The sequence below is a fragment of the Hydrogenovibrio marinus genome (assembly GCF_013340845.1).
GTDB lineage: Bacteria > Pseudomonadota > Gammaproteobacteria > Thiomicrospirales > Thiomicrospiraceae > Hydrogenovibrio > Hydrogenovibrio marinus.
On sequence record NZ_AP020335.1, the window covers coordinates 209,580 to 234,932 of the forward strand.

The window sequence follows — 25,353 nt, forward strand, 5'->3', positions numbered from 1 at the left end:
TAGTATTAGTCTGACGCGGTTGGCTAAGCGTATCTGGATGATAGTTTTCAGCAAAGGCGGCATATCATGAAAACGACCAATGACTACGACTCACAAGATTTTGTTCAAACCCTCCAAGAATTAGAGACCTCGCTGAAAACAGGCTTGTCTGAAGACGAAGCTGCAAGGCGGTTGCAAACCTACGGCTACAATGCCATTCAAGAAAAAACCGAAAGTGCCTATAAACGCTTTTTGAAGCGCTTTTGGGGGCCTATTCCTTGGATGATTGAGGCTGCGGCATTGATGTCCGCCATCGTCCAGAAGTGGGAAGATTTCACCATCATCACCATCTTGCTATTCGTCAACGCCATTATCGATTTCTTCCAGGAATATCGGGCGATGAACGCCATCAGTGCGCTTAAGCAGCGTCTTGAGAATAAAATCCTTACCCGCCGAGATGGTCAGTTCAAACAGGTATTGTTCAAGGAGCTGGTGCCGGGCGATATCATCAAACTGAAAATCGGTGATGTGGTGCCAGCCGACGTGCAGCTAATCGACGGAGATTTCATTTCCGTCGACCAATCGACGCTTACCGGAGAGTCTCTGCCCGTCGCGAAAAAGGCAGGGGAAATCGCCTATTCCAATACGGTGGTTAAACAAGGTGAAATGCTTGCCGTTGTGGTGAACACAGCGAACCATACCAATTTCTATAATGTGGTTGCTTTGGTTGCCAATGCACAAATGCATGAGGTCAGCCACTTCCAGAAAATGGTCATTAAAGTCGGGAACTTCCTCATCGGTATTACCGTTTTGATGATTATCATCATTTTGGTTTCCGCCTTTTTAAATCATGAAAATATGCTCGAAGTGGTGCGATTTGCGCTGGTGCTCACGGTGGCGGCGATTCCGGTTGCCTTGCCAGCGGTGTTGTCGGTGACATTGGCAGTTGGGGCGATGAATTTGGCGCGTAAACAAGCCATTGTCAGTCGCTTGGTTGCCATAGAAGAGTTGGCGGGGGTCGATGTTTTCTGTTTGGATAAGACTGGCACCCTCACTCAAAACAAAATGTCGGTGGTGCAACCGATCACTTACAAAGAAATTCCCGAAGAATCGTTGTTTTTAACCGCAGCCTTAGCGTCGAAAAGAGAAAACAATGATGCCATTGAAGTGCCGATATTCGACTATCTCTCGGCGGAGTTCACTCAAGTCGATTTGGCGCAGTTCGAGCAGGTGAATTTCATTCCATTCGACCCGGTTCGTAAACGTACGGAAGCGATGGTGCGCACGGGAGACGGTTACCAAAAAGTTTCCAAGGGCGCGGCACAGATTCTATTGGAAATGTGCGGTTTGGGCGATGCCGATCAAGCGAAAATCAACCAGACGATTGACGAGCTGGCAATGAAGGGTTATCGCACACTGGCAGTCGCCAAAACCGCCATTCATGCTGAAATGGAGACCTTGAAGCAGGATGAAGGCTGGCAATTCCTTGGGTTGATTCCACTATATGATCCGCCGAGAGATGATTCGGAAGAGGTCTTGCAAAGTATGCGTGCGCATGGCGTCCACCCCAAAATGGTCACGGGTGATAACCTTGCCATTGCTCGTGAAACCGGTGCGATTCTAGGGTTTCCAAAACAATCTATTCGAGCCAAGCAGTTGACGGGTGCGACCGAAGATACGCTGAGAAACTTGCTGACAACTTTGACCGAGGCAATTTACCACCGTTTGACGCCCTTGGCGGACAAACAGGCATCCGAAGCGTTTGCCGAGCAGGTCATGGCAGATTTGCAGCAGGAGTTCGATACCTCGCAGCTGGACAAAGAATTACTCCACACGCATGAATCCAGCATTCTGGAAATGATTGAACGGGTCGACATCTTTGCCGAAGTCATTCCCGAAGACAAGTACAAAATCGTCGATACCTTGCAGAAGGCCAATCATATTGTCGGGATGACCGGAGATGGCGTCAACGATGCGCCCGCTCTGAAAAAAGCCGACTGCGGGATTGCCGTGCCCAATGCTACCGATGCAGCGCGTGCCGCGGCTGACATCATTCTGACCGCGCCGGGGATTGGTGTTATCAATGATGCGATTATGCAGGCACGTGTCACTTTCGAACGAATGAAGAGCTATACCATCTACCGTATTGCGGAGACGATTCGAGTCATCATCTTCATGACGTTGGCAATCGTGGTGTTCCAGTTCTATCCGATTACCGCCTTAATGATTATCATGCTGGCGTTGCTCAACGATATTCCGATCCTGACCATTGCCTACGACAATACCAAGGTACGGACGCAGCCGGTGCGCTGGGATATGAAAGAGGTGTTGGTACTGTCTTTCTGGATGGGGATGGCAGGGGTGCTGTCATCTTTCATGCTGTTCTGGATCACCATGACGCAAATGCATCTGACACTGGAGTTCATCCAAACCCTGTTCTTCCTGAAGTTGGTGGTGGCCGGACATGGTACGATTTTCAATACCCGTCTCGACGACTGGTTCTATAAACAACCTAGACCTTCCAAACAACTCTTCTGGGCGAGTTTTGCCAGTGCGGTGTTTGGTACGGTGCTCGCCGTTTATGGGTTCGACCTGATGGCACCTATTGGTTGGGAATGGGCGTTGGCGGTTTGGGCTTATGCTGCAGTTTGGTTCGTATTCAATGACTTCGTCAAAATGTTCGTCATCCGTTATTACCGTAAATACTACGGTGAAGAAGTGCTTTAAACGAGAAGATGCTTTTGTGGTTCAGCTTGGCAGATGGCGAAAATCTGCCAGGTTGGGGTAGGAAAGGAGGTGCTAGCGTTCTTTACGCTGATGCAGGCGGTTTTGGATTTTCGCCATTGACGTTTTTAAAATGCCTTGTTCCTTGGCGGGTTCGGAAGCGATTTTGCGAATAGGACGTTGCAAAATCAAACTATTCGGATAAGTCAGTAGATTGCCGTCACTGTCCTTCAACAGAACCTGGAAGATATTGATTTCGATGATTCTGCCTTTCAGGCTGTTGGCGCCATCAATGATTTCCACTTCATCGCCAATGCGAACCGGTAAGGCGAAAAACAGGATGACCCCTGCGGTGATGTTCGACAAAATCGACCATTGCGCCACCAATGCCACGCCCAATACCGCCAAAATGGATGAGGCAAAAACCCATAGTCCGCGATAATCTACCCCCCAAATCGTCAGTAGCAACAATACCGCAACGATCGCCGCGATAATGCGGAAATATTTGCGCACATGCGCCACGCGAAGATTAGGCACCTTTTTGCTTTTACCGAGCGTAAACAGGATTTTACCGATTGTCCAGTTGGTGACCGCCAAGCCAACGAGAACGATGGCACTCAGCAGCATTTTGGTATAAGGAAGGTCGGAAAGTGTCATTGTCAGTGTCATTTTTCTTGTCCTGTCTTTCTGGAGGTTTTTCGGGTTAAATCACCGGAAAATCGTCAGCATAAGGTTGGTCGTCGGAGATTTCTTCGGTAAATTCATCAACGACTTCGGCGGCGATATCACTACGTGCGAACTTAGCAATATGGTACAAGGCTTCCCCTTCGTTCACCAGTGGTAGGCGCATTTGGCCGATAACGATGCCGTTGTTCGGTGCATAGATTTCGATTTCGGATTCACCGAATGGGTCTGAAATTACGCCCATTAGCGTTTGGTTGGCGATGACGCGTTTGCCATCCGCTACTACCGAGCGGAAAATACCGCTGTGAGGTGCGCGCATCCAGAAGCTGGAACGCGCTACCACTGCGCTACGTGTCGAGGGCACTTTTCTGGATTTGGCGATCATGTTGAGTTCGCGCATTACATTGATGATACCGCGTACACCAGCACGAATCGAGACCTCGTCGAATCGCAAAGCTTCCCCCGCTTCATAAAGTAGCAGAGGGATATTGTTTTTCACGGCAGCGGCACGCAATGACCCTTTGCGCAAATCGCTGTTGATCATCAACGGCGCAGCGAATGCCTGTGCCAGAGCAAAGGTTTCCGGGTCATCCAGCGTGGCACGAATTTGTGGTAGGTTGGTGCGGTTGATTGCGCCAGTATGTATGTCGATGCCATGAGTCGACTGTGCAACCACTTCCTTCAAAAACAAATGTGCCATGCGGGAGGCGACCGAGCCTTTTTCGGAGCCGGGGAAGCTGCGATTCAAATCACGTCTGTCCGGCAGGTAGCGGCTATGGTGGATAAACCCGTGTAAATTGACAATCGGTACGGCAATCAAAGTGCCTTTCAATCGATTGAGCGATTTGACCTTGAGCAGGCGGCGGATGATCTCCACCCCATTCAATTCATCGCCATGAATCGCAGCACTGACGAACAACACCGGGCCGGATTGGCGTCCACAGAGAACTTGTACTGGCATGGTCAGCTCACTGTGGGTATAAAGTTTGCCGACCACCAAGTCGATGGTTTTGCGTTCGCCTGGTTGGACGGTGACGCCGCCCAGCGTAATCGGGTTGTTCTTTTGCATGACGGTCGTTAAACCTCTTACGATGCTATCGTTACGGTTAACCCTTGCCTTTGGTACGTGTGTTGTGAGGCTTGGCGTTCTTTTCAATAAATTGAATGATAATACTGGCGACATCTTTTCCGGAAGAGGTTTCTATGCCTTCCAATCCGGGAGAAGAGTTGACTTCCATTACCAGAGGGCCATGATTGGAGCGAAGCAAGTCAACACCGCAGACATTCAAGCCCATGACTTTTGCGGCGCGAATGGCAGTGGCTCTTTCTTCCGGCGTGATGCGAACCAGCGTCGCAGAACCGCCTTGGTGAAGATTTGAGCGGAATTCGCCTTCTTTTCCTTGGCGCTTCATGGCGGCAATCACTTTGCCACCCACCACGAAACAGCGGATATCCGCGCCTTTGGCTTCAGAGATGAATTCCTGTACCAGAATGTTCGCTTTTAAACCATGGAATGCCTGAATAACACTTTGCGCCGCAGAATGGGTTTCTGCCAGTACCACGCCAACGCCTTGCGTACCTTCCAATAGTTTTATCACTACCGGCGCACCGCCAACTTCCTGCAACAGGTCGTCGACATCATCCGGCGAGTGTGCAAATCCTGTGACCGGCAAGCCGATGCCTTTTCTGGAAAGTAATTGCAGACTACGAAGTTTGTCGCGGGAACGCGCGATGGCAACGGATTCGTTCAAGGGATAAACCCCCATCATTTCAAACTGACGCAATATCGCCGTGCCATAAAAAGTGATGGAAGCGCCGATACGCGGAATCACCGCGTCGAAATCGTCCAACACGCGACCTTGGTAGTGGATGTGCGGGTTGTTAGACGTGATGTTCATATAACAACGTAGCGCATCGATAACCTCGACTTCATGTCCACGTTCTTCAGCGGCTTTTACCAAGCGCTGCGTGGAGTAAAGTTCCGGTTCACGGGATAAAATGGCAATTTTCATGGGCGATCCTTCAAAAACGAGTGTCGTCGATGTAGAGAACATACGACAGACGGGCAGTCAAAGTCAATTGTATCTGGTAGGGAATGCGGAAGAACCAAGGTATCTTCAGACTCCAACAAAAGGCGACGAATTATACAGCTAAAAATAAAGAGAATATAAGAGGTCACGATAAGAAATTTCTTATATTGAGAGCGCCTCCTCAAATCCCCTATGCTAGAATGTGAAAACTTAAATTTCTACGTATCTGTGATTACTTAACATCATAAAACAAAGTGGCCACTATGAAACGACTACTCAAGAACTTCGCAGTTCATCACGCACTCAGCGCATCCGTGGCGATTGTCGCCTTTTCTTTTTTATTTTCGAACACCGTTTATGCCAGTAGTACCGAGCATGTTCAAGCCGTTGCCGCGGTTAAGGTGGCGCCTGCATCTCCGCAGAGTTGGCAGCTGACCGGTCAAGTCGAGAGTCGCTACGCCATTCCCTTGAGTTTCCGTGTGGGCGGACAGGTAGAGTCGAAAACGGTTGAAGTCGGTGAAAAGGTGGCTAAGGATCAAGTACTTGCCAGTTTGGATAAGGCGGATTTGAAACTGACTTTTCAACAGGCACAAGCCAACCTAAGCAAGTCGAAAGCAGACTATGATAACGCCCAACGCGAGCGTAAGCGTTTGACCAAGATGTATGCGAATAAGCTGGTGAGTGAGCAGGATTTGCAACGCGCCGAGACAACGGAAATAGCAGCCAAACAATCCGTGTTGGCGATGCAGGCGGCACTTGAGCTGGCACAACGTCAGCTGAATTACAGTCAGCTTAAAGCCCCGGATGACGGTGTGCTGACAAATGTGAATGTCGAAGCAGGTCAGGTGGTCTCTGCCGGGCAAGCACTGTTTACTTTGGCAACGGGCGCGCATGAAGCGGTGGTTTACCTACCTGCGAACCGTTTGCATGCCGACTTGTCTTCTGTGGAAGTGGAAGGGGTCGATCAAGCCGGAACCTGTAAGGCGGTGTTGAGAGCGAAAACCCCTGTAAACGATAACGACACTTTGCAGTACAAAGCCTATTTCACTTTGAAAGACTGTACTCAGACCTTGCCTTTGGGCGCGGTGGTTGAGTTGAACGTAAAACAGCAGTTGAACGATTTGATGCAAGTGCCGGTGAGCGCGCTGATTGATAGTGGTAACCAACCGAGAGTTTGGTTGATCAAAGACAACAAGGTATATGGTGTTGCGGTCAAAGTGGTCTCCATGGGCGCAGAGTTTGCCGTGATTCAAGCATTGCAGCCGCAGGATTTGCCTTTGGGTTCTCAGGTCGTGGCGGATGGCGTTCATCTTCTGACGGAAGGTTCTGCCGTTAAGATTGTTGCAGACAATGTCGAAAATGCCGACTCCGGGTTGGTTGAGGCAATGTAATGATGCAGAAATGGAATCTATCGGAGTTAGCCGTTAGGCACAAAACGCTGACGCTGTATTTCATTATCGTTTCTCTGATTATCGGTACCTTGGCCTTTTTCAAATTGGGTCGTGCAGAAGACCCGAGTTTTACGCTGAAAATGGCGGTGGTGTCTGCCAAATGGCCGGGTGCGACGCCTGAACAGATGCAGAATCAGGTCGCGGACTTGATTGAACGTAAACTCCAGCAGATAGATTATTTCGACAAGGTGGAAACCACGGCAAGACCCGGTGAGGTCAATATGCTGGTGATGTTTAAGGACTATACGCCGCCTTCAAAGGTCGATGACCTTTTCTATCAGGTGCGAAAGCGCATGCTTGACCTGAATGGTCAATTTCCTAAAGGAGTGCAAGGTCCTTTCGTTAATGATGATTTCGCTGATGTCTATTTCACGCTCTATGCCCTGACGCAAGGCAATCTTTCTTATTCCGACTGGGTGAAAACCGCTGAATCAACACGCAACGCGCTACTGAAAGTGCCGGGTGTCGAGAAAGTACGACTGCTCGGTGAGCAACAACAACAGATTTCGATTGAGTTCGATACCAAAAAACTCGCCAAGCTAGGCTTGACGCAATCACAAATTTTATCGGTATTGCCGCAGTACCAAACAGTGGTGGCATCCGGGTTTATTGAAACCCAAGGCCCAAGAGTCTATGTCCGTAGTGGCGCTATGGCTCAATCTGTTGATCAGCTTAAAAAGCTACCAATTGCCGTACAGGGACAAGTCATTCACCTAGGCGACCTAGCCAAGATCACCAAAGGGTTTGTTTCGCCAAGCCCCTATATTATCCGCAACGAAGGCAAGCAAACATTGATGCTCGGCGTGGTGATGAAACCCGGCGGAAATGGATTGGCGTTGTCGGATAATCTGAGTAGCTTTTCACAGCAATGGGAACAAAACCTACCTAAAGGTGTGAAACTGGAAAAAGTGACCAACCAAGGCGATGCTATTTCACTCGCGGTCAATACCTTCCAGTTGAAGTTCCTGATTGCCGTACTGGTTGTCATGGCGGTGAGCTTCCTGACCTTGGGGATGAGAGCAGGTGTAGTGGTTGCCTTGGCGATTCCACTAACCTTGGCACTGACCTTTTTCCTGATGCAATTGACCGGTAAGAACCTTGACCGCATCACCTTGGGTGCTTTGATTTTGGCGCTGGGACTGTTGGTGGATGATGCCATTATCTCCATTGAAATGATGTTGGTGAAGATGGAAGAGGGCATGGCCCGTATCAAAGCGGCGGCTTTTGCCTGGACAGTGACGGCATCGCCTATGTTGTTCGGTACCTTGGTGACGATTATGGGGTTTGTGCCGATTGGGTTTGCGCAATCCAATGTTGGGGAATACACCGAGAATATTTTCTGGATACTCGCGTTTTCTTTGCTGCTGTCTTGGCTGGTGGCGGTGACGTTCACGCCTTACCTCGGCTATAAGCTATTGCCAGAACCGAAAAAACTGCATACCGAAAACTCGCTGCCACACAATGTGTTCAGTCGCCGTTTATCGTCGATGGTTGTCTGGTGCGTGGGGAACCGCAAAAAGGTGGTGTTGATTACCGTCGCACTTTTCATTCTGTCTGTGGTCGGTATGGCGACTAAGGTGGAAAAACAGTTCTTCCCGACCTCAGACCGCCCTGAGCTTTTGATAGACATCAACCTGCCGGAAGGCACCAGTCAACAAGTGACCAATGCCATGGCATTGAAGGTTGAAGACTATGTTAAGCAACAGCCGGAAGTCAAAACGCTTTCAAGTTACATCGGGCAGGGCGCACCGCGTTTCTTTATGGCATTGAATCCTGAACTGCCGGATCCGGCTTTTGCCAAGATTATTGTGGTCACGAAAAATGCCGAAGAACGCAAAAAGCTAAGACACAGACTGGAAGCCTACGTGGAGCAAGGTCATTTCAGTGCCGCACGTGTTAGGGTGCATGCATTGCTTTATGGGCCACCGGTTATTTGGCCAGTCACCTTCAGAGTGATGGGGGACAATGTTGATGAGTTGCGCAAACTGGGTGAGCAGGTGCGTCAAATCATGGCGAAGAACCCGAACATCCGTACCGCGAATCTGGAGTGGGGCAATAAAACGCCAGTGGTTGATTTGCAATACAACCTGGATCGTATGGCGAAGTTAGGGCTGACACCGATCAGCTTGTCACAACAGCTACAAGGGGCTTTGCAAGGCGAGATTCAAGCCGATGCATTTGAAGGGACTCGTCGTATCGACTTGACGAGTTATTCCACGCAAGAGCGCCAGGCATTGCTGTCTCGTTTGAAGAGTATCACGGTGGAAACCGCTCAAGGCAAGAAACTGCCTTTGGAGCAAGTCGCTACCGTCAAAATCGGCTTTGAAGACCCAGTATTGAAGCGCCGTACCCGTACGCAGTTTATCAACGTCAATGCCGAAGTGGAAGGTGCACAACCGCCGGATGTCACCATGGCGATTTGGAAAGAGTTGCAGCCGATGATTAAGACCCTGCCAGCGGACTATCATATAGAAATCGGTGGATCGGTCGAGGAGTCTGGTAAGGCTCAAGCCTCTATCCAAAAAATGATGCCGGTGATGGTCTTCTTGATGGTGACTTTGATTATGCTCAATATGCAAAGCTTCCTGGGAACCTTCATGGTGCTGATTACCGCACCACTTGGCTTGATTGGCGCAGTCGCCGCCATGCTGGTTTTCTCTCAACCATTTGGCTTTGTTGCCAACTTGGGGATGATTGGTCTTGCTGGGATTCTGATGCGCAATACCCTGATTTTGGTCGGGCAAATCAATGAAAACCAGAAACAAGGGATGGAGCCAAAAGAAGCCTTGATTGATGCCACGTTACGACGTGCTCGCCCCGTGTTGTTGACCGCCTTGGCAGCGATATTGGCGTTTATTCCACTCACCACCAATACCTTCTGGGGGCCATTGGCATTCGTGTTGATTGGCGGGATTGGTGTTGGGACATTATTGACGCTGTTGTTTATCCCTGCACTTTACGCACTGTGGTATCGCGTTAAGGTCTAGATTAATGCTTACCCCAACCTGGCAGATTTTAGACAAAAAACTACCAGGTTGGGGGCGTTTGAGCGAGGTTACTTGCCTTGCTCTTCCAAACGTCGAAGGATTTCTTTCATGATTTCCAAATAGAGCTGTTCGCCGAGAAACAGGTCTTCCACGCCTGAGTCGATACTTGGGTTGTCATTGACTTCAATCACCACCACTTTGTCGCCGCTCTGCTTCAAGTCCACGCCGTAGAAGCCATCACCAATCAATTTGGTGGCTTTCAGTGCGACATCAATCACTTTTTTCGGCGCTTCATAGGTTGGCAGGGTGTCGAAGTTACCCGACTCGGTTTCGCCTTCGCCATGATTGTAAATCTGCCAATGTCCTTGAACCATATAGTAGCGGCTGGCGTACAACGGCTTGTTGTTGAATACGCCGATGCGCCAATCGTATTCGGTGTACATATATTCTTGGGCAAGCAGCAATGAAGACTCTGCCAGCAAGCGTTTGGCTTCAACGTCTAGCTCCTGCTCGTCCTTGACCTTGATTACGCCACGGGAGAAAGACCCGTCTGGAATTTTCAATACCATCGGAAAGCCGATTTCCGTTGCCAGCTCTTTCAAGTTGCTTTCGGTTGCATGGCTGAGAATCAGCGTTTTTGGTGTCGGCACCTTGTGATTGTTCAATAAATCCGCCAGATAAACCTTGTTGGTACACCGCAAAATAGAGGTTGGGTCGTCGATTACGACAAGTCCTTCCGCCTCTGCTTTCTTGGCGAACTTATAAGTGTGGTGGTCGACCGAGGTGGTTTCACGGATAAACAAGGCGTCGAATTCAGCAAGGCGGACATAGTCCTTCTTGGTGATAAACTCGGTGCTGATGCCCAAACTTTTGGCGGCCTTCACAAACTGCGCAAGCGCTTGCGGGTCGCTTGGCGGTAAAGGGTCGTCCGGATTGGTCAAAATCGCCATGTCGTAACGGTATTGTTTACGCGCTTTCGGCTTACGCCAAAGTTGCAAGCTGAACTGTTCGAACGCTTGTGCAAAAGCTTCCTGCTCCGCAGGATCGGTCAGGGCTTTCAAAGCCAAGGGTTTGATCTGTTTGATTTGCCATTGGTGTTTGAATGTCAGCGTGATTTCCAGCAAAGGCGAAGGCAGTTTTTCGAAGATGAGTTGCGCCAATTTCACCGTGCTTTTCTCGCTGGTTTTGCCAAACCAGCAACGGAAGGTTTTGGTTTCGCCTTCCTCTCCTTTTGGCAAAGACGACATCGCCTTCTGCGTGTTGTCGAGTAGCAGTTTGGAAAGCGATTTGTTGCCAAGGTTGTTGATGGTCGTTACCGACGGCAATACATGGTGGTTGCGGGCTTCGGCCAGCAACGAGCAATAGTACCCGGTTTTCAGGTAACGGTAATCACGACACAGGTTGATGACACGAATGCGCTTTTTGGAGGATTCCTTGACGCGCTGCAAGTAGTCGTCAAACGTAATGACGTCGGGTGTCGGATAGTAGGGCTGCCAGTCTTTAAGGTTTTCGACGACAACGTAAAAATGACTCATGGGCTAATCTTCTCCTGAAGAAAAACGCGTAAATGGATTGGCTTGTTTAGGGTTGGTTGTAGCGAAGAAAATCGCACTAAAAAAGAGTTGCTAGATGTGCAAAATTTTACGCGCTTTTTTTCAAAATAAAATAGATAATTGCATCTGAAACGAAAGATTTTTTCTTTCGATTACTAGGTCTCGTTCCCGTCGATTTTTTTAAGCCATTTCTCGGTTTTTTGTTGAGGTTTTCATGTCTCATCCGTTACTCGATTTACAAGCGCCGATGGTGTTGTCGGTTTTCAAAAACAGTTATTTGGACGCTCGCGAATGCTTTCAGCAAACACTGGCTGATATTCCGCAATCACTCATCAAGCAGTCGGAGCGTTTCGTGCATCCATTGACTGGGCCGGCAGGCGAAGAGCTGGCATGCGAAACCGTGCTGCTCAGCCAGAGCGAGCAACCGGAAACGATTTTGGTTGTGATTTCCGGAACCCATGGTGTAGAAGGGGTAACCGGCTCGGCGATACAAGCGGACATCTTGCCTTTGTTGGTGGATGTGTTGCAAAAATCTGCCAGGTTGGGGGTGATGCTGATTCATGCGATGAACCCGTGGGGATTCGCTTGGGTGCGCCGTGGTGATCACCAAGGGATAGATTTAAACCGAAATTTCATTGATTTTGACCAGCCGGTACCGATGAATGAAGACTACGCCCAATATCAAAGTCAGCTGCACGAAGCACGTTGGTTGGAAGTGTCTGATTTCAGTGGTTTGTGGCAAGGGGTATCGTTTGCTGACTTCATCGAGCAGATTACACGCGGGCAGTATCAAGACCCAACCGGGTTGTTTTATGGCGGAAATGCGCCTAGCTGGTCACGGCAAGTGCTGGAAACCATCACCCGACATGCGGTTTTTGAGTCGGCGCACAACATTAATGTTATTGACTGTCACACAGGGCTAGGGCCATATGGTTATGGTGAAGTGATTAATGATCATTTTCCAAATACGGCAGGGTTCGATTGGGTCAACCGTCTGTATGGCGCGAATGCCTGCGCGGCATTGTTGGGAGAATCCTGTTCGGCACCAAAATCCGGGTTGATTGACTACCATTGGCAAAAAGTGATTGGCGGTCGAGGGTGCTTTGTCACCTTGGAGTTCGGTACCTATTCGGTGGATAAATTGATTAGTGAACTATTAAGAGAACAAATTTACCAAAACACGCTTCCCCAAGGAGTGGAGAGAAATATCAAGGCAGAGCCTGTGAGGCTGATGCAGGCGTTCTTTTACCCACGAGAAAGTAGTTGGCAGCAACAGGTATTGTTCCGTGGCAGACAAGTAGTGAATATGGCGTTGCAAGGCGTGTTGGGGAGTGAGCAATAATGTCTGACAATCGACCGACAATCCGCGCTGCGATTCCGAAGGACTTAGACGCGTTGCTGAGGTTAGAGCAGGTTTGTTTTACCGAAGATCGTTTATCGCGGCGTAGTTTTGTCAACTTGCTCAAGCCCGGGCCACATAGTTGTTTGGTGTTAGAGCAGGACGGGGAACTATTGGGGTATGTGTTGATGCTTTATCGCACCGGTACCCAGTTGGCGAGGCTTTATTCAATTGCCGTGCATCCGCAACAGCAAGGGAAAGGCTTGGCCAAAATGTTATTGGAAAGTGCGGAAAACGAGGCCGAAGAACGTCAATGTGTTTATCTGAGATTGGAGGTCAAAGTTACCAACCAGGCAGCGTTGAAACTCTATGAACAGCGTGGTTACAAACACCTGAATCGCATTCCTCAATATTACGAAGATGGTGAAGATGCATTCCGTATGGAAAAACGTTTGGTGGCAAAGGCGTTGAAAACCATGCCGCCGAAACCCTATTACGAGCAAACGACGGACTTCACTTGTGGCCCGTCGTCTTTGATGATGGCGCTCAAAACCTTAAAGCCTGACTATGAAATGTCTCGCGCCGAAGAGTTGCAGATATGGCGTGAAGCCACCACCATCTTCATGACTTCGGGTCATGGCGGTTGCTCACCCCATGGTTTGGCGCTGAGTGCTTGGCGACGAGGTTTGAAAGTGCATCTTTATACCAACATAGAAGGCGTGCCTTTTGTCGATGGTGTGCGTGATGAACATAAAAAAGCGGTCATTGAGCTGGTGCACAACGATTTCATCCGTCAGATTTCGGAAACCGATATCGACTTGACCGTCAAACAGCTTGAAGCGCATGACTTGATGGATATTCTTGGACAAGGTTTACCGGTATTGGCGTTGATCAGTACTTGGCGGTTGAATCGTAACAAGGCACCGCACTGGGTTTACGTTACTGCCGCAGATGAGGGGTTTGTCTATATCAATGATCCAGATCACAATGACCAGCCGCACCTTAGCCAGACGGACTTTCAGCAGATTCCCATCACGCGGAAAATGTTTATGGAAATGGCTCGCTTCGGTCAGCAAAAGCTTCGGGCAATCTTGGTTTTGTCATCAGACGAAGTATGATCCATAGTGTTTTTTAATGCATGGAACGCCTGTTACTGAGATTTTCTATTTGTTTTTATTCGCCATTTGATAAAGAATTTTCTTAAAGTGATGTGATTACGAACTGTGTAATTTGATGTTTTTCAGGCAGATTTTTGCACCGTTTAGTTGTGAAATTGTCATGCAAGCGGCAACTAAAATTGTCGTCGGTCGAGACTTTTTTTCAAAAAAAATTTAAAAACCGCAAAAAAAATTACCAAAAATCACGCATTTTTGACTCAATTATCCTTTTGAATCTATGGATTGATTCTCTTTCCAAATCAATAGGTTATCTTTATTCGACTTCGTTTATATATAGAGGTCGCTCAATCTTTTCTATCGTTTCTTTCAATTAGTCAATAGGTTGGCTTGTTCATAACATTGCACTTGAATTTATTTCAACTCCAAAAACAAGGAGAGCATTTTATGGCAAGTAAAACGTTTGACGCTGGTGTACAAGATTACCAGCTGACTTATTGGACACCAGACTACACTCCTCTAGATACAGATCTATTGGCGTGTTTCAAAGTTGTCCCACAAGAAGGTGTACCGCGTGAAGAAGCAGCAGCGGCTGTAGCGGCAGAATCATCAACTGGTACTTGGACGACAGTTTGGACTGACTTGTTGACAGACATGGAGTTCTACAAAGGTCGTGCGTACAGAATCGAAGACGTACCTGGTGATAAGAACGCATTCTATGCATTCATCGCTTACCCACTAGACCTATTTGAAGAAGGTTCTGTGGTTAACGTATTGACTTCATTGGTTGGTAACGTATTCGGATTTAAAGCGGTTCGCTCTCTTCGTCTTGAAGATTTGCGTTTCCCAATCGCGTTTATCAAAACTTGCGGTGGACCACCATCAGGGATCCAAGTTGAGCGTGATAAGTTGAACAAATACGGTCGTCCTATGTTGGGTTGTACTATCAAGCCAAAACTAGGTCTTTCAGCTAAGAACTATGGTCGTGCGGTTTATGAGTGTCTTCGTGGCGGTCTAGATTTGACCAAAGATGATGAAAACATCAACTCTCAACCATTCCAACGTTGGAGAGATCGTTTTGAATTCGTAGCAGAAGCAGTAGACAAAGCAACAGCGGAAACGGGTGAGCGTAAAGGTCACTATTTGAACGTTACTGCAGGTACTGTTGAAGAAATGATGAAACGTGCTGAGTTCGCTAAGGAACTAGGTCAACCAATCATCATGCATGACTTCTTGACTGCTGGTTTCACAGCTAACACGACTTTGGCTAACTGGTGTCGTGAGAACGGTATGTTGCTTCACATTCACCGTGCAATGCACGCCGTAATCGACCGTAACCCTCTTCACGGTATTCACTTCCGTGTATTGGCTAAGTGTCTACGTTTGTCAGGTGGTGACCACCTACATACAGGTACGGTTGTTGGTAAGTTGGAAGGTGACCGCGCTTCTACGCTAGGTTTCGTTGACCAACTTCGTGAATCTTTCGTTCCAGAAGATCGCTCACGTGGTGTTTTCTTCGACCAAGATTGGGGTTCAATGCCAGGTGTTATGGCGGTTGCTTCAGGTGGTATCCACGTATGGCACATGCCAGCATTGGTTAACATCTTTGGTGATGACTCAGTTCTTCAGTTTGGTGGTGGTACACAAGGTCACCCAGGCGGTAACGCTGCTGGTGCGGCTGCTAACCGTGTTGCGTTGGAAGCTTGTGTTAAGGCACGTAACGAAGGTCGTGATCTAGAAAGAGAAGGTGGAGACATCTTGAGAGAAGCTGCTCGTACGAGTAAAGAACTGGCAGTAGCTCTAGAAACTTGGAAAGAGATCAAGTTCGAGTTCGATACCGTTGACAAATTGGACGTTCAATAAGAGCGTTCAGAGCTAGATTGATCCTAAAAAATACAAGGAGATTAAGATGTCAATTCAAACAGATGATTACCGTACAAAGTACACACTGGAAACGTTCTCGTTCCTTCCAGAGTTCACGGCTGATGAAATCTACGACCAAATCGTTTACATCATCAACCAAGGTTGGACACCTGCTCTTGAGCATGAAGCGCCTGAAGCTGCTTCTTCTCACTACTGGGGTATGTGGAAACTTCCAATGTTTGGTACACGTGATCCAAACGCGGTACTAGCTGAAATCGACCAATGTCGTGCAGCTTACCCAAATCACATGATTCGTTTGATCGGTTATGACAACTACACTCAGTGCCAAGGGCATAACTTTGTAGTTTACCGTCCTCGCGGAATGTAATTCGCACGGAACGAATAACGAGTGATTAAACGAGTCATAAAGACGAAATAGGAGGCTTTAGCATGAGTAACAATGCTCAAAGCGGTCGAGCTGCAGCCATTGCGCGCCGCAAAGCACAGGTAAAAGGAAAGGGTGTTCAAGCATCAGCTACTCCGGTAGCGACGCGTCAACCAGCACCTGCGCCAGAACCGATTGTGACTGCGGCAGCTCCTGCACCTTCGCAGCCATCTCGTCCTCGTCGTGAAGTGTCTTCAGCTGCATCTGCTCCGGCATCTGCAGCGGGACGCGACGCGGCGAAGCAGAAGAGGCAGCAGCAGAAGAGCGGGAAAAGCGCAACACAAGCAGCAAAGCCGACGCCTCACCCTAAGACTAGAGCAAAGCAACAGTCTGAAGAGCCGATTGTCGAACCTCGTCAGACTAGATCGGAACAACCAGCCAAGCGACAAGAGCGTCGTACGGCAGTAAAACCGGAAGCTACAGTGCAATCCAGCGGTCGTCTTCAATCGAAGGCATACCGTCAGGCACAAGTGAAAGGTAAGGTTGGCCAAACTGCGTTCAAATCTAAGGGCGGTAGTCAGTCAGGAGCCAAAGCGAAGTTAGCTAATCCGGACGCTTCTTCACGCGAAATTGCGAAGCAAATTCGTGCTGAGAAATGTTCACGAGGCAAAGTCTGTTCAACAGGCGCTTCGAGACCAACTCGTCCACCAAGAAACACAGAGTTGCCACAAAAAGTTGGTGAGTCTGAAACCCTAAGTGGTCAAACCGTTTCTGGTACGCAAGTGGGTCAAGGCAAGAAAAAAATGACAGGTGCAGAAACAGGTGCATGTCAATTGGTAAGCGGTACAGAGTACTTGGGTGCGGAAGAGTTCAACACTAACTGTAGTTCTCAACCAGCAGCCAAACCTGCAAAAGTGACGCAAACACAAACCACTCGTGGGCAGATTGTTAGCGGTTCAACAGGCGTAGGTCGTGCTGAAAAAATGACGGGCAATGAGCCTGGAACTTGTTCAGCGGTAACCGGTACAGAGTACTTACCAGCGGATCAAGGCCAAACGTTTTGTGGCACAGCCTCTGTAAAAGCTAAGGCAGCCGGCTTCTCGGTAATGTCTCAGCCAGCACAGAAAAGCGGTGAAAAAATCACTGGTGGCGGTAGTCGTAAGTCTCAATCGATAACGATTAAACCGAAAGCACCAGCGAAAGCACCACAAAAGGTAATGTCTTCGCAAACTGCAAAAGGCAATACCACGACTGGAACGCAAGTTGGTCGATTGGAAACAGTAACTGGGGGCGATAAAGGTGCCTGTAAATCAGTAACTGGGACTGGTTACCAAAGTGTGGAAGAGGCAGAAACGCTATGCAAGATGCCTGCAGTCGATACGGCAACAAAGGTAACGGCTTCTGGAACCCGCGGTGGACAGAAAGTAACTGGTGATCGCAGCGGTGCATACTACGGTATGACTGGTGCGGAAGCAGGTGACTGTCAAGCGATTACAGGAACGCCATATACCGGTTCGGAACAATCTCAATTTTGCTCGGTAGATCAGCAAAATGAGATGAAAGTACGCCAACCAAGAGGGATGAATCCTTCTATCTCAGGTGTACAGCCAGGACCAGTAGGTCTAACCGGTGCGCAGAAGGGTGCATGTGAATTGGTAACAGGAACCTATTACCAAGGAACTGATCAGACAGCTATGTTGTGTGGTCCTTCAAGCGCAGCTCAGCCAGGGGAGTCGGATTTTCCGATGACAATGGCACAAGCGGCAGCAGAACCAATGGTTGAAGCTCCAGCTGAACAAGGTACGAAAATTACCGGTGACGGCTGGGACAGAGGCTCAAAAGTGACAGGAACAGACGGCCCTTGGGCGGCGCAGCGTAACGCGTCAATCAAAGGTTCAGTGAGACAGTCACCGATGGGTGCAGCACAGTTCAACGCTGGCGTGATGAGTGAAGTACCTATGAGTCCGATTACCGGTTCATCTGGTAACACGGAAACGGGTGCAAAAGTTACCTTGTCCGGTGGTGCAAGAGCATAACTAGAAATTGGGTGTATTGATGAACAAGTTGAAACAAACACATCGTCAAAGGTCATTGTTTTGGAAGCCGATTGCTCCAAACCCTCAATGGCTACAAAAGCAGGCGCAACCACAAACTGCTCATGGTGCGACTGAGATTGTAGCTGAGGATAGAGTTCAAGCTTCGATGACATTGGCAGGCACCCATGCTTTGGTTAATGAAGCACAAAACGAATTGTTGCGTCGCTACGAAGTTGAAATCAAAGCACGTTTCGATGATATCGAAGGTGTTCTGAAAGAGATTTTGGCGCAGCAAGGCAAAACGGATTTTGCTGGTTGGGCTAACCAACAATTATTTGCAAAGTTGGGTGTAAAGCTTACAGAAGAAGAATGGTTGTCTGGATTGAATATGCAATCCCAGAAAGCGTTTCAGACGCTGTATGCCAAAACCCTCTTTGCACAATTTTTAAGAATGTCGGAAGACTTCTATATCAATGATCCTCTTGCGGGTCAGAGAACTCAAGAAGCCGAACGCATTTTTAAACAAGCGGGATTTCACGCAGTAGGTGTTGCACCTTGTGCGGATGGACGTCTTGCGCATTTGATTAGTTATGTACTCAGACTGCCTTACGATGCGGTCAGAAGAAAGGCCCATGCGGGTGCTTTGTTCGACATCAGCGAAAGTGTTAGAAACTGGGTGTTTATAGAACACACGCGGTTCAGAGAAGGTAAGCCAAATTCGGCTGAAGAACCGACGCGTTACTTAAAGATTGCGGTGTATCACTTTTCGAAAGCCGACCCAACACATCAGGGTTGTGCAGCACACGGGAGTGATGACCAAAAAGCAGCGGAGGCTGCATTAACAAAACTCAAAGATTTTAGACAGGCAATTGAAAACCGTTTCGGTTGTGGGTCAACAGTTCAAACCTTGTTGATTGGTATGAATACCGATGACGACAGTTTGAAGATCCATATTCCAAACGAACAAGGCAAGGTGTGTTTGAACCGCTTTGTTGAAACCGACAAGTTATATCAGCAAACGGCTGGTTTGTCGGCAGAACAGGCAAAGCAAGCGATTGAGAAAGTAATCGATGATTGTAATCTCAACCAAAGTTCAACCACACCACAGCCTGGCGTGAACGCGCTGATTGCTTGGTTGATTGCGAATAACTTTTCGCAGATTGCATACGTCAATCGCTTTGAAAACGGTTGTTACAGCGATATTGGCCATGCAGAAAGGTTTATTGGGGTGGGTAATGGCTTTGATGAAGTACAACTTCGCAATCTGAGCTATTACAGCTTCCTTGATACGGTTGAAGAAGGTGTGAATGACGTGGATGTCGGTATCAAGATCTTTAAAGGTCTGAATGTCAAAAAAGGCTTACCGATTCCAATCATTGTTCGCTGTGATTATGACGGACGTGTTCCAGGCTCTAAAGATAGAGCGGAAGCAAAAGCCATACGCATAGAGAAAGCTTTACATAATCGTTATCAGGAGTTGTCGGTATCAGGCTTGTTACAAACCATGCCGACCCTAAGAGATTTTACCGGTTGTAAGCCGGCTGAAAAACTACCCAACCTGGCAGATTCTTCTGCCTCGCAAAGAACCGCTTAGAAAGGAGGTTAAGGGTGAAAATTTTTAAAGTCGATAAGACATTGGTTTCCACCAGCCGCATCTCGATGATGGAGCACAAACCTCTACTGGTGGTCCGTGAGAAAGATGGTGGCACACCTCAGGTTGCAGTCGATCCGATCGGTTGCAAACCTGGAGACTGGGTCTTATGTGTCGGGAGTTCCGCCGCACGTGACGCAGTAGGGATTAAAGGTTATCCCAGTGATCTGACGATTGTCGGGATTATTGATAAGTGGGAGATGCCTGAAGATGGAAATTCATCAAGTTAAGCAAGCATTGGTACTGACCAGTCGTTTGGAAGACTTAGGGCATTTACCAATTAAGGTTTTAAAAAGTCTATCTACCGGCGCCACCTTAGTGGCAATGGACCCGATAGACGTTAAGCCAGGTGATTGGGTTTTTACCATCGCCAACTCCGCGGCAAGAGATGCAGCGGGAGACAAACGATTATTAACGGATTTAACGGTTGGCGGCATCATCGATGACTGGCAGCCAGAATAGAAGTAAGTTTTAAAAAAGTCAGCAACTCAAAGGAGAAAGTTATGAGTGATTACGGTATTGCGTTAGGCATGATCGAAACCCGCGGTTTGGTGCCTGCAATTGAAGCAGCGGATGCAATGACTAAAGCAGCAGAAGTTCGCTTGGTAAGCCGTGAGTTCGTTGGTGGTGGTTACGTAACAGTAATGGTACGTGGTGAAACCGGTGCGGTAAACGCAGCAGTACGTGCAGGAGCAGATGCTTGTGAACGTGTTGGAGACGGTTTGGTAGCGGCGCACATCATCGCTCGCCCACACAAAGAAGTTGAACCAGTTTTAATGATTGAGAAATAAGTTAGTTCTTTATTTAAAAGGAGAAAGGCTATGAGTACGGAATATGGTATTGCTTTAGGCATGATCGAAACCCGTGGTTTGGTACCTGCGATTGAAGCGGCTGATGCGATGACAAAGGCAGCGGAAGTACGTTTGGTAAGTCGTGAGTTCGTTGGCGGTGGTTACGTAACAGTAATGGTACGTGGCGAAACCGGTGCGGTAAACGCAGCAGTACGTGCAGGAGCAGATGCTTGTGAACGTGTTGGTGATGGTTTAGTAGCAGCGCACATCATCGCTCGCCCACACAAAGAAGTTGAACCAGTTTTAACAATTGAAAGCAAATAATTCGAACGCTCTGAACCACTGAAAATGCAACGCCCCGAAACGTTGTGTTTTCAGAACTAAGAGCGATCAAAAACTTATACCTTATTAAGGAGAAATGTTATGAGTGAATACGGTATTGCATTGGGTATGATCGAAACCCGTGGTTTGGTTCCAGCGATTGAAGCAGCAGATGCGATGACAAAAGCAGCGGAAGTACGTTTGGTAAGTCGTGAATTCGTTGGTGGTGGTTACGTAACAGTAATGGTGCGTGGCGAAACCGGTGCGGTAAACGCAGCAGTACGTGCAGGAGCAGATGCTTGTGAACGTGTTGGTGACGGTTTAGTAGCAGCGCACATCATCGCTCGCCCACACAAAGAAGTTGAACCAGTTTTGACAATTGGTAACGGTGCAACCCGTAGCTAATTGGAATGAGAGGGTTAATTCGTTAACCCTCGATGTTGAAGTTAGGAGGGAAACATGCGTTATTCACCTAGAATGCCCGGTTCGGTGATGCCAGGAGCAGGCGCATACCCACAAGTTCCTCAAGCTCAGACGGTTGCTGCAAACAGCCAGATTCTTGGGTACTTGGGTAGAGCACTGAGCTTGGAGTTTTCGGCCGGTCAGCATTACCTCGCACAGGCTTCTCTGGCGAAATTTCGTCAAGAAATTGCATATGCCGAAAATTTTGTAATTTTGGCAAATGAAGAATTTCAACACGCTAATTTGATTACCGATCGTATGGTGGCACAAGGCGCTCTTCCTGCGGGAAGCATCCTTCGTCCAGCTGGACCGGCAACCAATATGGTTGAAGCGCTTAGAAGTTGTGAAGAAAGAGAAGTTGCTTTGATTCAGCTTTACTCTGAAGCTTCACAATATTGCGCTAATTTTGGTGCGCATGAAGATTTGATGTTATTCAATCGACTACTTGAGGAAGAGCAATCTCAGTTGATGAGAGTGCAAACCTGGTTGGATGAGTATTATCGATCTTTAACCATGCAGCAACAGCCACATAGGAGCTTTGTATGAATGAACGCTGGAAAGTGAAAAGCAAACCAGCCAGCCTAGAAGCTCGGTTTGAGTTTGATAATTTTAATAACTTGAGAAGTTTCTTAGATGATTTGGCCGAACAAGCCGATCAGCTGGAGCATCATCCAAACATCAGTTTCGGAAGAGAGCACGTCTCAGTGATTATCTATTCGCAAGCTGATGAACTCCAAGAAGTAGATTACTCCTTGGCGAAAGGTATGGATGAAGCTTACCAGCGTTTTTCAAACAATTCTTAAGGAGGTTGTATATGACCGCACAGAATACGAATAAGCCAGCTGCTGCAAAACGTCCTGCAGCACAAAGCAAGTCCACAGCGAGCACCGCCAAAAGCAGTGCGGCTAAACCAGAAGCCAAGTCTAGCGTTCAAGCAAACGCCCGGACAGCTAAGGTTGAAACTGCAACGTCCGCTACCGAAACCGCGACAGTAGAAAAAAAGGTATCTTCTCCTGCACCAAAAGCGGAACAGTCGGCATCGGCACATATTGCAGACCAAATTAAAGGCTTTTCTCGTAGACGAGTTTGGCCAGATTAATTCACCTCTTATGGCATTAGGTCTTTGTCATAGTTAGGCAGACGGTGGTCTGCCTTTTTTTTACCTCTTTTTGAGAGGGTGAAACATCGAAGGGTGGGGATTCAAGTGCTAAATCATAGACAAATGTCTATGATAGGTATTTGTAATTCGATTTGTTCTAAATGGTTGGTTTGCCTATCATTTAAACAAGCATAAATTCTTGGAAGGTCGGTTGAAGTGATTGGTTGGATTGAAAAAGAAGATGGCCGCGAAGAAAAGTGGCACTTCAAGACTGAAAAACAGAAGGTAGAACCAAATGAAGCTGATCAATCGGTGTCATCGCTTGATGGTGATGAAAAGATGATCCAGATTTTGGCTACAAATGACCTACAGGAAAAGATTATTTCCGTGTTGCAGAGTAATGGCTTAGAAAACTACGTCATTCACGATGAAGAAGTTTCTATTGCCAATATTCAACTGCAGGACGAAGAATTTGAAAATAGATTGGTTTTCATGATTGCGGTAAAGGCTGAAGCCTACCCGAAGCTAAAGACAGATCTGAACCAGTCTTTGACTAAAGAAGAACAGGAAAATATTTCATGCTCGGAAGCCTTGTTCCAAATTCGTTTGGAGGATTGACCCAAATGATGGTTTTGGCGACAAACAATCCGCACAAGGTTGCTGAAATTTCTCCGATGATTTTTTCGGAAGGGTTTGATTGCCGACCACAGCAGTCTTTTTTCCATGGCAGTGTCGAAGAAGACGGCATGAGCTTTATGGAAAATGCCTTGAAGAAGGCGAGATATGCGAGTGCACAAACTGGATTGCCGGCAATCGCCGATGATTCCGGTTTGGAAGTTGAAGCCCTTAGAGGCCAACCTGGCATTTTTTCCGCGCGTTATGCCGCGGGCACGGCCGGTGAAGCTTCAGACGAAGAGAATGTCGAGAAATTATTGGCGCAAATGGCAGGACTGCCTTATGCACAGCGAAAAGCACGTTATAGCTGTGCGGTGGTTTATGTTGAGCATGCAGAAGATGCGATGCCGTTAGTCGGTATCGGGCATTGGTATGGAGAGATTTTAATGCAGCGAAGAAGTGGCCAGGGTATTGGTTACGATGATGTGATGTGGATACCGAATTTGGTAAAGGCTGTGTCGGAGGTTCCTTTGGAAATCAAAAACCGAATCAGTCATAGAGCGCAAGCTGTCCAGTCGGTATTGAATCAATTGAAACAAAAGGGGCAGCCAGCATGATCGAGTTGCGTACTTATGTGTTTTTGGATTCACTTCAGCCACAGTTGGCATCATACATGGCAACAGCCTCTTTGGGCTTCTTGCCGGTACCGGGCGATTCTTCGCTGTGGATAGAGGTTGCACCGGGGATGGCGGTTCACCGCATGTCGGATATTGCTTTGAAAGCATCCAATGTCCGCCTGGGTCAGCAGATTGTCGAGCGTGCTTATGGATCGATGGTTGTCCATCACCGTGATCAAAGCGACGTATTGGAAGCGGGTCAAAAGATTTTGAACCACCTCAACACGCGTGAGTTCGACCGTCAGAAGTGTGTGATCATGTGGAATGAGATTATTCGCGGCGTCACGGCTGACCATGCAACCCTTATCAATAGGGATAACCGCAAGGGATCGATGATTTTGCCGGGTCAAAGCATGTTTATCATGGAGACTGAGCCGGCAGGTTACATCATTCTGGCAGCGAACGAAGCCGAAAAGGCAGCCAACGTCACGCTAGTAGAAGCAAGAGCGGTTGGTGCTTATGGTCGTTTGTTGATGTGTGGAAAAGAATCTGACATTAACGAAGCTGCAAGAGCGGCAACAGAAGCCTTAGAGCGTCTGACTTGTCGTGGCGAAGCGTAACAAATTTTTTAAAGGTACCTCCAGGTTATCGGAGTCAAAATAGGGTGATGTTATGAGTGATGTTTTACCACCACAAAATAACTTTTTAATCAGGCATGCGACGTTAAGGCAAATCCAAGTATTTGAGTCTGTTGCACGCAACTTGAGCTTTACCCGAGCGGCAGAAGAGCTATACCTGACGCAACCAACTGTATCGGCACAGGTGAAAAGCCTGGTCGAGGCGATTGGTATGCCTTTGTATGAGCAAATCGGTCGAAACATTTACTTAACCGAAGTCGGTAACCAAGTGGCTTGTAGCTGTAGAGAGGTTTTGAATCACTTCTCGAATCTAGAAATCATGTTGGATGATTTTCGCGGTATGAAAAGAGGTCGCTTGAGTGTGTCAGTTATGACCACGGCGAAGTACTTCATGCCGATCGCATTAGGAAAATTCTGTAAGAAGTATCCTGATATCGATTTGAAAATGACCATTGCCAATAGAGAGACGCTGATTAAGCGAATCAACCAAAATCTGGATGACTTATATATCTTAGGGCAGATTCCGCCAAGCAACATGGATTTGGAAGTGCACCCGTTTGCACCGAATCCGTTGATTATCATTGCGAATAAGAATCACCCTTTGGTAGGGAAAAAAGTCAGCTTGAAGCGCTTGTCCAAAGAGCCTTTTATTATGCGTGAAGAAGGTTCCGGTATCAGAATGACTATCGAGAACATGTTCGCGGAAAGAGGGCTGAAGATCAACGAACGCTTGACGATGAACAGCAATGAAGACATCAAGCATTGCGTTGTGGGCGAGCTTGGAGTGGCATGTGTTTCCAAACATGCGCTTTATCTTGAAAAGCGCGAAGGGCCTATCGTGGAACTTGATGTAGAAGGGTTTCCGATAGAAAAGCAGTGGAATATTGTTTACCCGGCAGGTAAAGAGCGTTCATTGCTGGCTGCAGCTTTCCTCGACTTTCTGAAACAAGAAGGAACCAACTACATCCAACTTGAAGGGTTGTAACCCTAGCCAACAGCGTTCAAACGCATCG

25 protein-coding genes are annotated in these 25,353 nt (G+C 47.9%); 21 read left to right on the top strand and 4 right to left on the bottom strand.

All coding sequences use genetic code 11. The features are described from left to right. Positions 1-66: 66 nt before the first annotated feature. Positions 67-2,706: a plasma-membrane proton-efflux P-type ATPase gene (locus HVMH_RS00910; protein WP_029910988.1), complete on the top strand. Its 2,640-nt coding sequence runs from the start codon at positions 67-69 to the stop codon at positions 2,704-2,706. Between the two features lie 72 nt (positions 2,707-2,778). On the opposite strand, the gene HVMH_RS00915 is transcribed toward HVMH_RS00910, so the two are convergent. Genes HVMH_RS00915 through rimK form a run of 3 tightly spaced genes read right to left on the bottom strand, consistent with a single transcriptional unit; the run spans position 2,779 to position 5,399 of the window. Further along, a complete protein-coding gene (locus HVMH_RS00915; protein WP_155837673.1) occupies positions 2,779-3,372 on the bottom strand; it encodes a mechanosensitive ion channel domain-containing protein in 594 nt (197 codons plus the stop codon). Positions 3,373-3,406: 34 nt separating this feature from the next. After that, positions 3,407-4,456 carry a succinylglutamate desuccinylase/aspartoacylase family protein gene (locus HVMH_RS00920; protein ID WP_029910981.1) on the bottom strand — a complete coding sequence of 350 codons (1,050 nt, stop codon included), beginning with the start codon at positions 4,454-4,456 and terminating at the stop codon, positions 3,407-3,409. 37 nt (positions 4,457-4,493) lie between these two features. Next, positions 4,494-5,399: a 30S ribosomal protein S6--L-glutamate ligase gene (gene rimK / locus HVMH_RS00925; protein WP_029910976.1), complete on the bottom strand. Its 906-nt coding sequence runs from the start codon at positions 5,397-5,399 to the stop codon at positions 4,494-4,496. 281 nt (positions 5,400-5,680) lie between these two features. On the opposite strand from rimK, the gene HVMH_RS00930 reads away from it, so the two are divergent. Both HVMH_RS00930 and HVMH_RS00935 read left to right on the top strand, forming a co-directional pair. Then, entirely contained in the window at positions 5,681-6,808 is a 1,128-nt protein-coding gene (locus HVMH_RS00930) for an efflux RND transporter periplasmic adaptor subunit (protein WP_029910973.1), read from the top strand. Further along, a complete protein-coding gene (locus HVMH_RS00935) occupies positions 6,808-9,855 on the top strand; it encodes an efflux RND transporter permease subunit (protein WP_029910969.1) in 3,048 nt (1,015 codons plus the stop codon). Before HVMH_RS00930 ends, HVMH_RS00935 begins: the two co-directional genes overlap by 1 nt. Positions 9,856-9,923: 68 nt before the next feature. On the opposite strand, the gene HVMH_RS00940 is transcribed toward HVMH_RS00935, so the two are convergent. Further along, a complete protein-coding gene (locus tag HVMH_RS00940; RefSeq protein WP_029910966.1) occupies positions 9,924-11,390 on the bottom strand; it encodes a RimK family protein in 1,467 nt (488 codons plus the stop codon). A gap of 232 nt (positions 11,391-11,622) precedes the next feature. Here HVMH_RS00940 and HVMH_RS00945 point away from each other — a divergent pair, with 232 nt between their 5' ends. From HVMH_RS00945 to HVMH_RS01030, 18 genes are all read left to right on the top strand, one after another. Continuing rightward, entirely contained in the window at positions 11,623-12,750 is a 1,128-nt protein-coding gene (locus HVMH_RS00945) for a DUF2817 domain-containing protein (protein WP_035628960.1), read from the top strand. Next, positions 12,750-13,865: a ribosomal protein S18-alanine N-acetyltransferase gene (gene rimI / locus HVMH_RS00950; RefSeq protein WP_029910960.1), complete on the top strand. Its 1,116-nt coding sequence runs from the start codon at positions 12,750-12,752 to the stop codon at positions 13,863-13,865. The genes HVMH_RS00945 and rimI overlap by 1 nt, the downstream gene beginning before the upstream one ends. 444 nt (positions 13,866-14,309) lie before the next feature. Continuing rightward, positions 14,310-15,725: a form I ribulose bisphosphate carboxylase large subunit gene (locus tag HVMH_RS00955; protein ID WP_029910957.1), complete on the top strand. Its 1,416-nt coding sequence runs from the start codon at positions 14,310-14,312 to the stop codon at positions 15,723-15,725. Positions 15,726-15,771: 46 nt separating this feature from the next. Further along, a complete protein-coding gene (locus HVMH_RS00960) occupies positions 15,772-16,113 on the top strand; it encodes a ribulose bisphosphate carboxylase small subunit (protein ID WP_029910955.1) in 342 nt (113 codons plus the stop codon). Positions 16,114-16,175: 62 nt separating this feature from the next. After that, positions 16,176-18,146: a carboxysome assembly protein CsoS2 gene (gene csoS2, locus HVMH_RS00965; protein ID WP_029910954.1), complete on the top strand. Its 1,971-nt coding sequence runs from the start codon at positions 16,176-16,178 to the stop codon at positions 18,144-18,146. Positions 18,147-18,165: 19 nt separating this feature from the next. Beyond that, the gene (locus tag HVMH_RS00970; RefSeq protein ID WP_029910953.1) at positions 18,166-19,740 is read left to right on the top strand and encodes a carboxysome shell carbonic anhydrase; all 1,575 of its coding nucleotides are present in this window, start codon (positions 18,166-18,168) and stop codon (positions 19,738-19,740) included. Between the two features lie 14 nt (positions 19,741-19,754). After that, on the top strand, positions 19,755-20,027 hold the full coding sequence (locus HVMH_RS00975; protein WP_029910952.1) for a carboxysome peptide A: 273 nt from the start codon (positions 19,755-19,757) through the stop codon (positions 20,025-20,027). Then, positions 20,008-20,259: a carboxysome peptide B gene (locus tag HVMH_RS00980; RefSeq protein WP_029910951.1), complete on the top strand. Its 252-nt coding sequence runs from the start codon at positions 20,008-20,010 to the stop codon at positions 20,257-20,259. The genes HVMH_RS00975 and HVMH_RS00980 overlap by 20 nt, the downstream gene beginning before the upstream one ends. A 41-nt stretch (positions 20,260-20,300) precedes the next feature. Beyond that, the gene (locus tag HVMH_RS00985) at positions 20,301-20,588 is read left to right on the top strand and encodes a BMC domain-containing protein (RefSeq protein WP_029910950.1); all 288 of its coding nucleotides are present in this window, start codon (positions 20,301-20,303) and stop codon (positions 20,586-20,588) included. Between the two features lie 30 nt (positions 20,589-20,618). After that, complete coding sequence (locus tag HVMH_RS00990; protein WP_029910948.1) at positions 20,619-20,912, top strand: BMC domain-containing protein; 294 nt, start codon at positions 20,619-20,621, stop codon at positions 20,910-20,912. 99 nt (positions 20,913-21,011) lie between these two features. Next, positions 21,012-21,314 (top strand): BMC domain-containing protein, encoded by a 303-nt coding sequence (locus tag HVMH_RS00995; RefSeq protein WP_029910947.1) that lies wholly within the window; start codon positions 21,012-21,014, stop codon positions 21,312-21,314. Between the two features lie 54 nt (positions 21,315-21,368). Beyond that, the gene (locus HVMH_RS01000; RefSeq protein ID WP_029910944.1) at positions 21,369-21,917 is read left to right on the top strand and encodes a ferritin-like domain-containing protein; all 549 of its coding nucleotides are present in this window, start codon (positions 21,369-21,371) and stop codon (positions 21,915-21,917) included. Then, positions 21,914-22,174, top strand: coding sequence for a 4a-hydroxytetrahydrobiopterin dehydratase (locus HVMH_RS01005; protein WP_029910943.1), 261 nt, complete (start codon positions 21,914-21,916; stop codon positions 22,172-22,174). The genes HVMH_RS01000 and HVMH_RS01005 overlap by 4 nt, the downstream gene beginning before the upstream one ends. 11 nt (positions 22,175-22,185) lie before the next feature. Beyond that, on the top strand, positions 22,186-22,470 hold the full coding sequence (locus HVMH_RS01010; RefSeq protein ID WP_029910941.1) for a hypothetical protein: 285 nt from the start codon (positions 22,186-22,188) through the stop codon (positions 22,468-22,470). 216 nt (positions 22,471-22,686) lie between these two features. After that, positions 22,687-23,088 (top strand): hypothetical protein, encoded by a 402-nt coding sequence (locus HVMH_RS01015; RefSeq protein WP_029910937.1) that lies wholly within the window; start codon positions 22,687-22,689, stop codon positions 23,086-23,088. Continuing rightward, positions 23,049-23,702 carry an RdgB/HAM1 family non-canonical purine NTP pyrophosphatase gene (gene rdgB / locus HVMH_RS01020; protein ID WP_081822728.1) on the top strand — a complete coding sequence of 218 codons (654 nt, stop codon included), beginning with the start codon at positions 23,049-23,051 and terminating at the stop codon, positions 23,700-23,702. Before HVMH_RS01015 ends, rdgB begins: the two co-directional genes overlap by 40 nt. Next, positions 23,699-24,322, top strand: coding sequence for a BMC domain-containing protein (locus tag HVMH_RS01025; protein ID WP_029910933.1), 624 nt, complete (start codon positions 23,699-23,701; stop codon positions 24,320-24,322). The genes rdgB and HVMH_RS01025 overlap by 4 nt, the downstream gene beginning before the upstream one ends. 52 nt (positions 24,323-24,374) lie before the next feature. After that, a complete protein-coding gene (locus HVMH_RS01030) occupies positions 24,375-25,325 on the top strand; it encodes a LysR family transcriptional regulator (RefSeq protein ID WP_029910931.1) in 951 nt (316 codons plus the stop codon). The last annotated feature ends 28 nt before the right edge of the window (positions 25,326-25,353 follow it).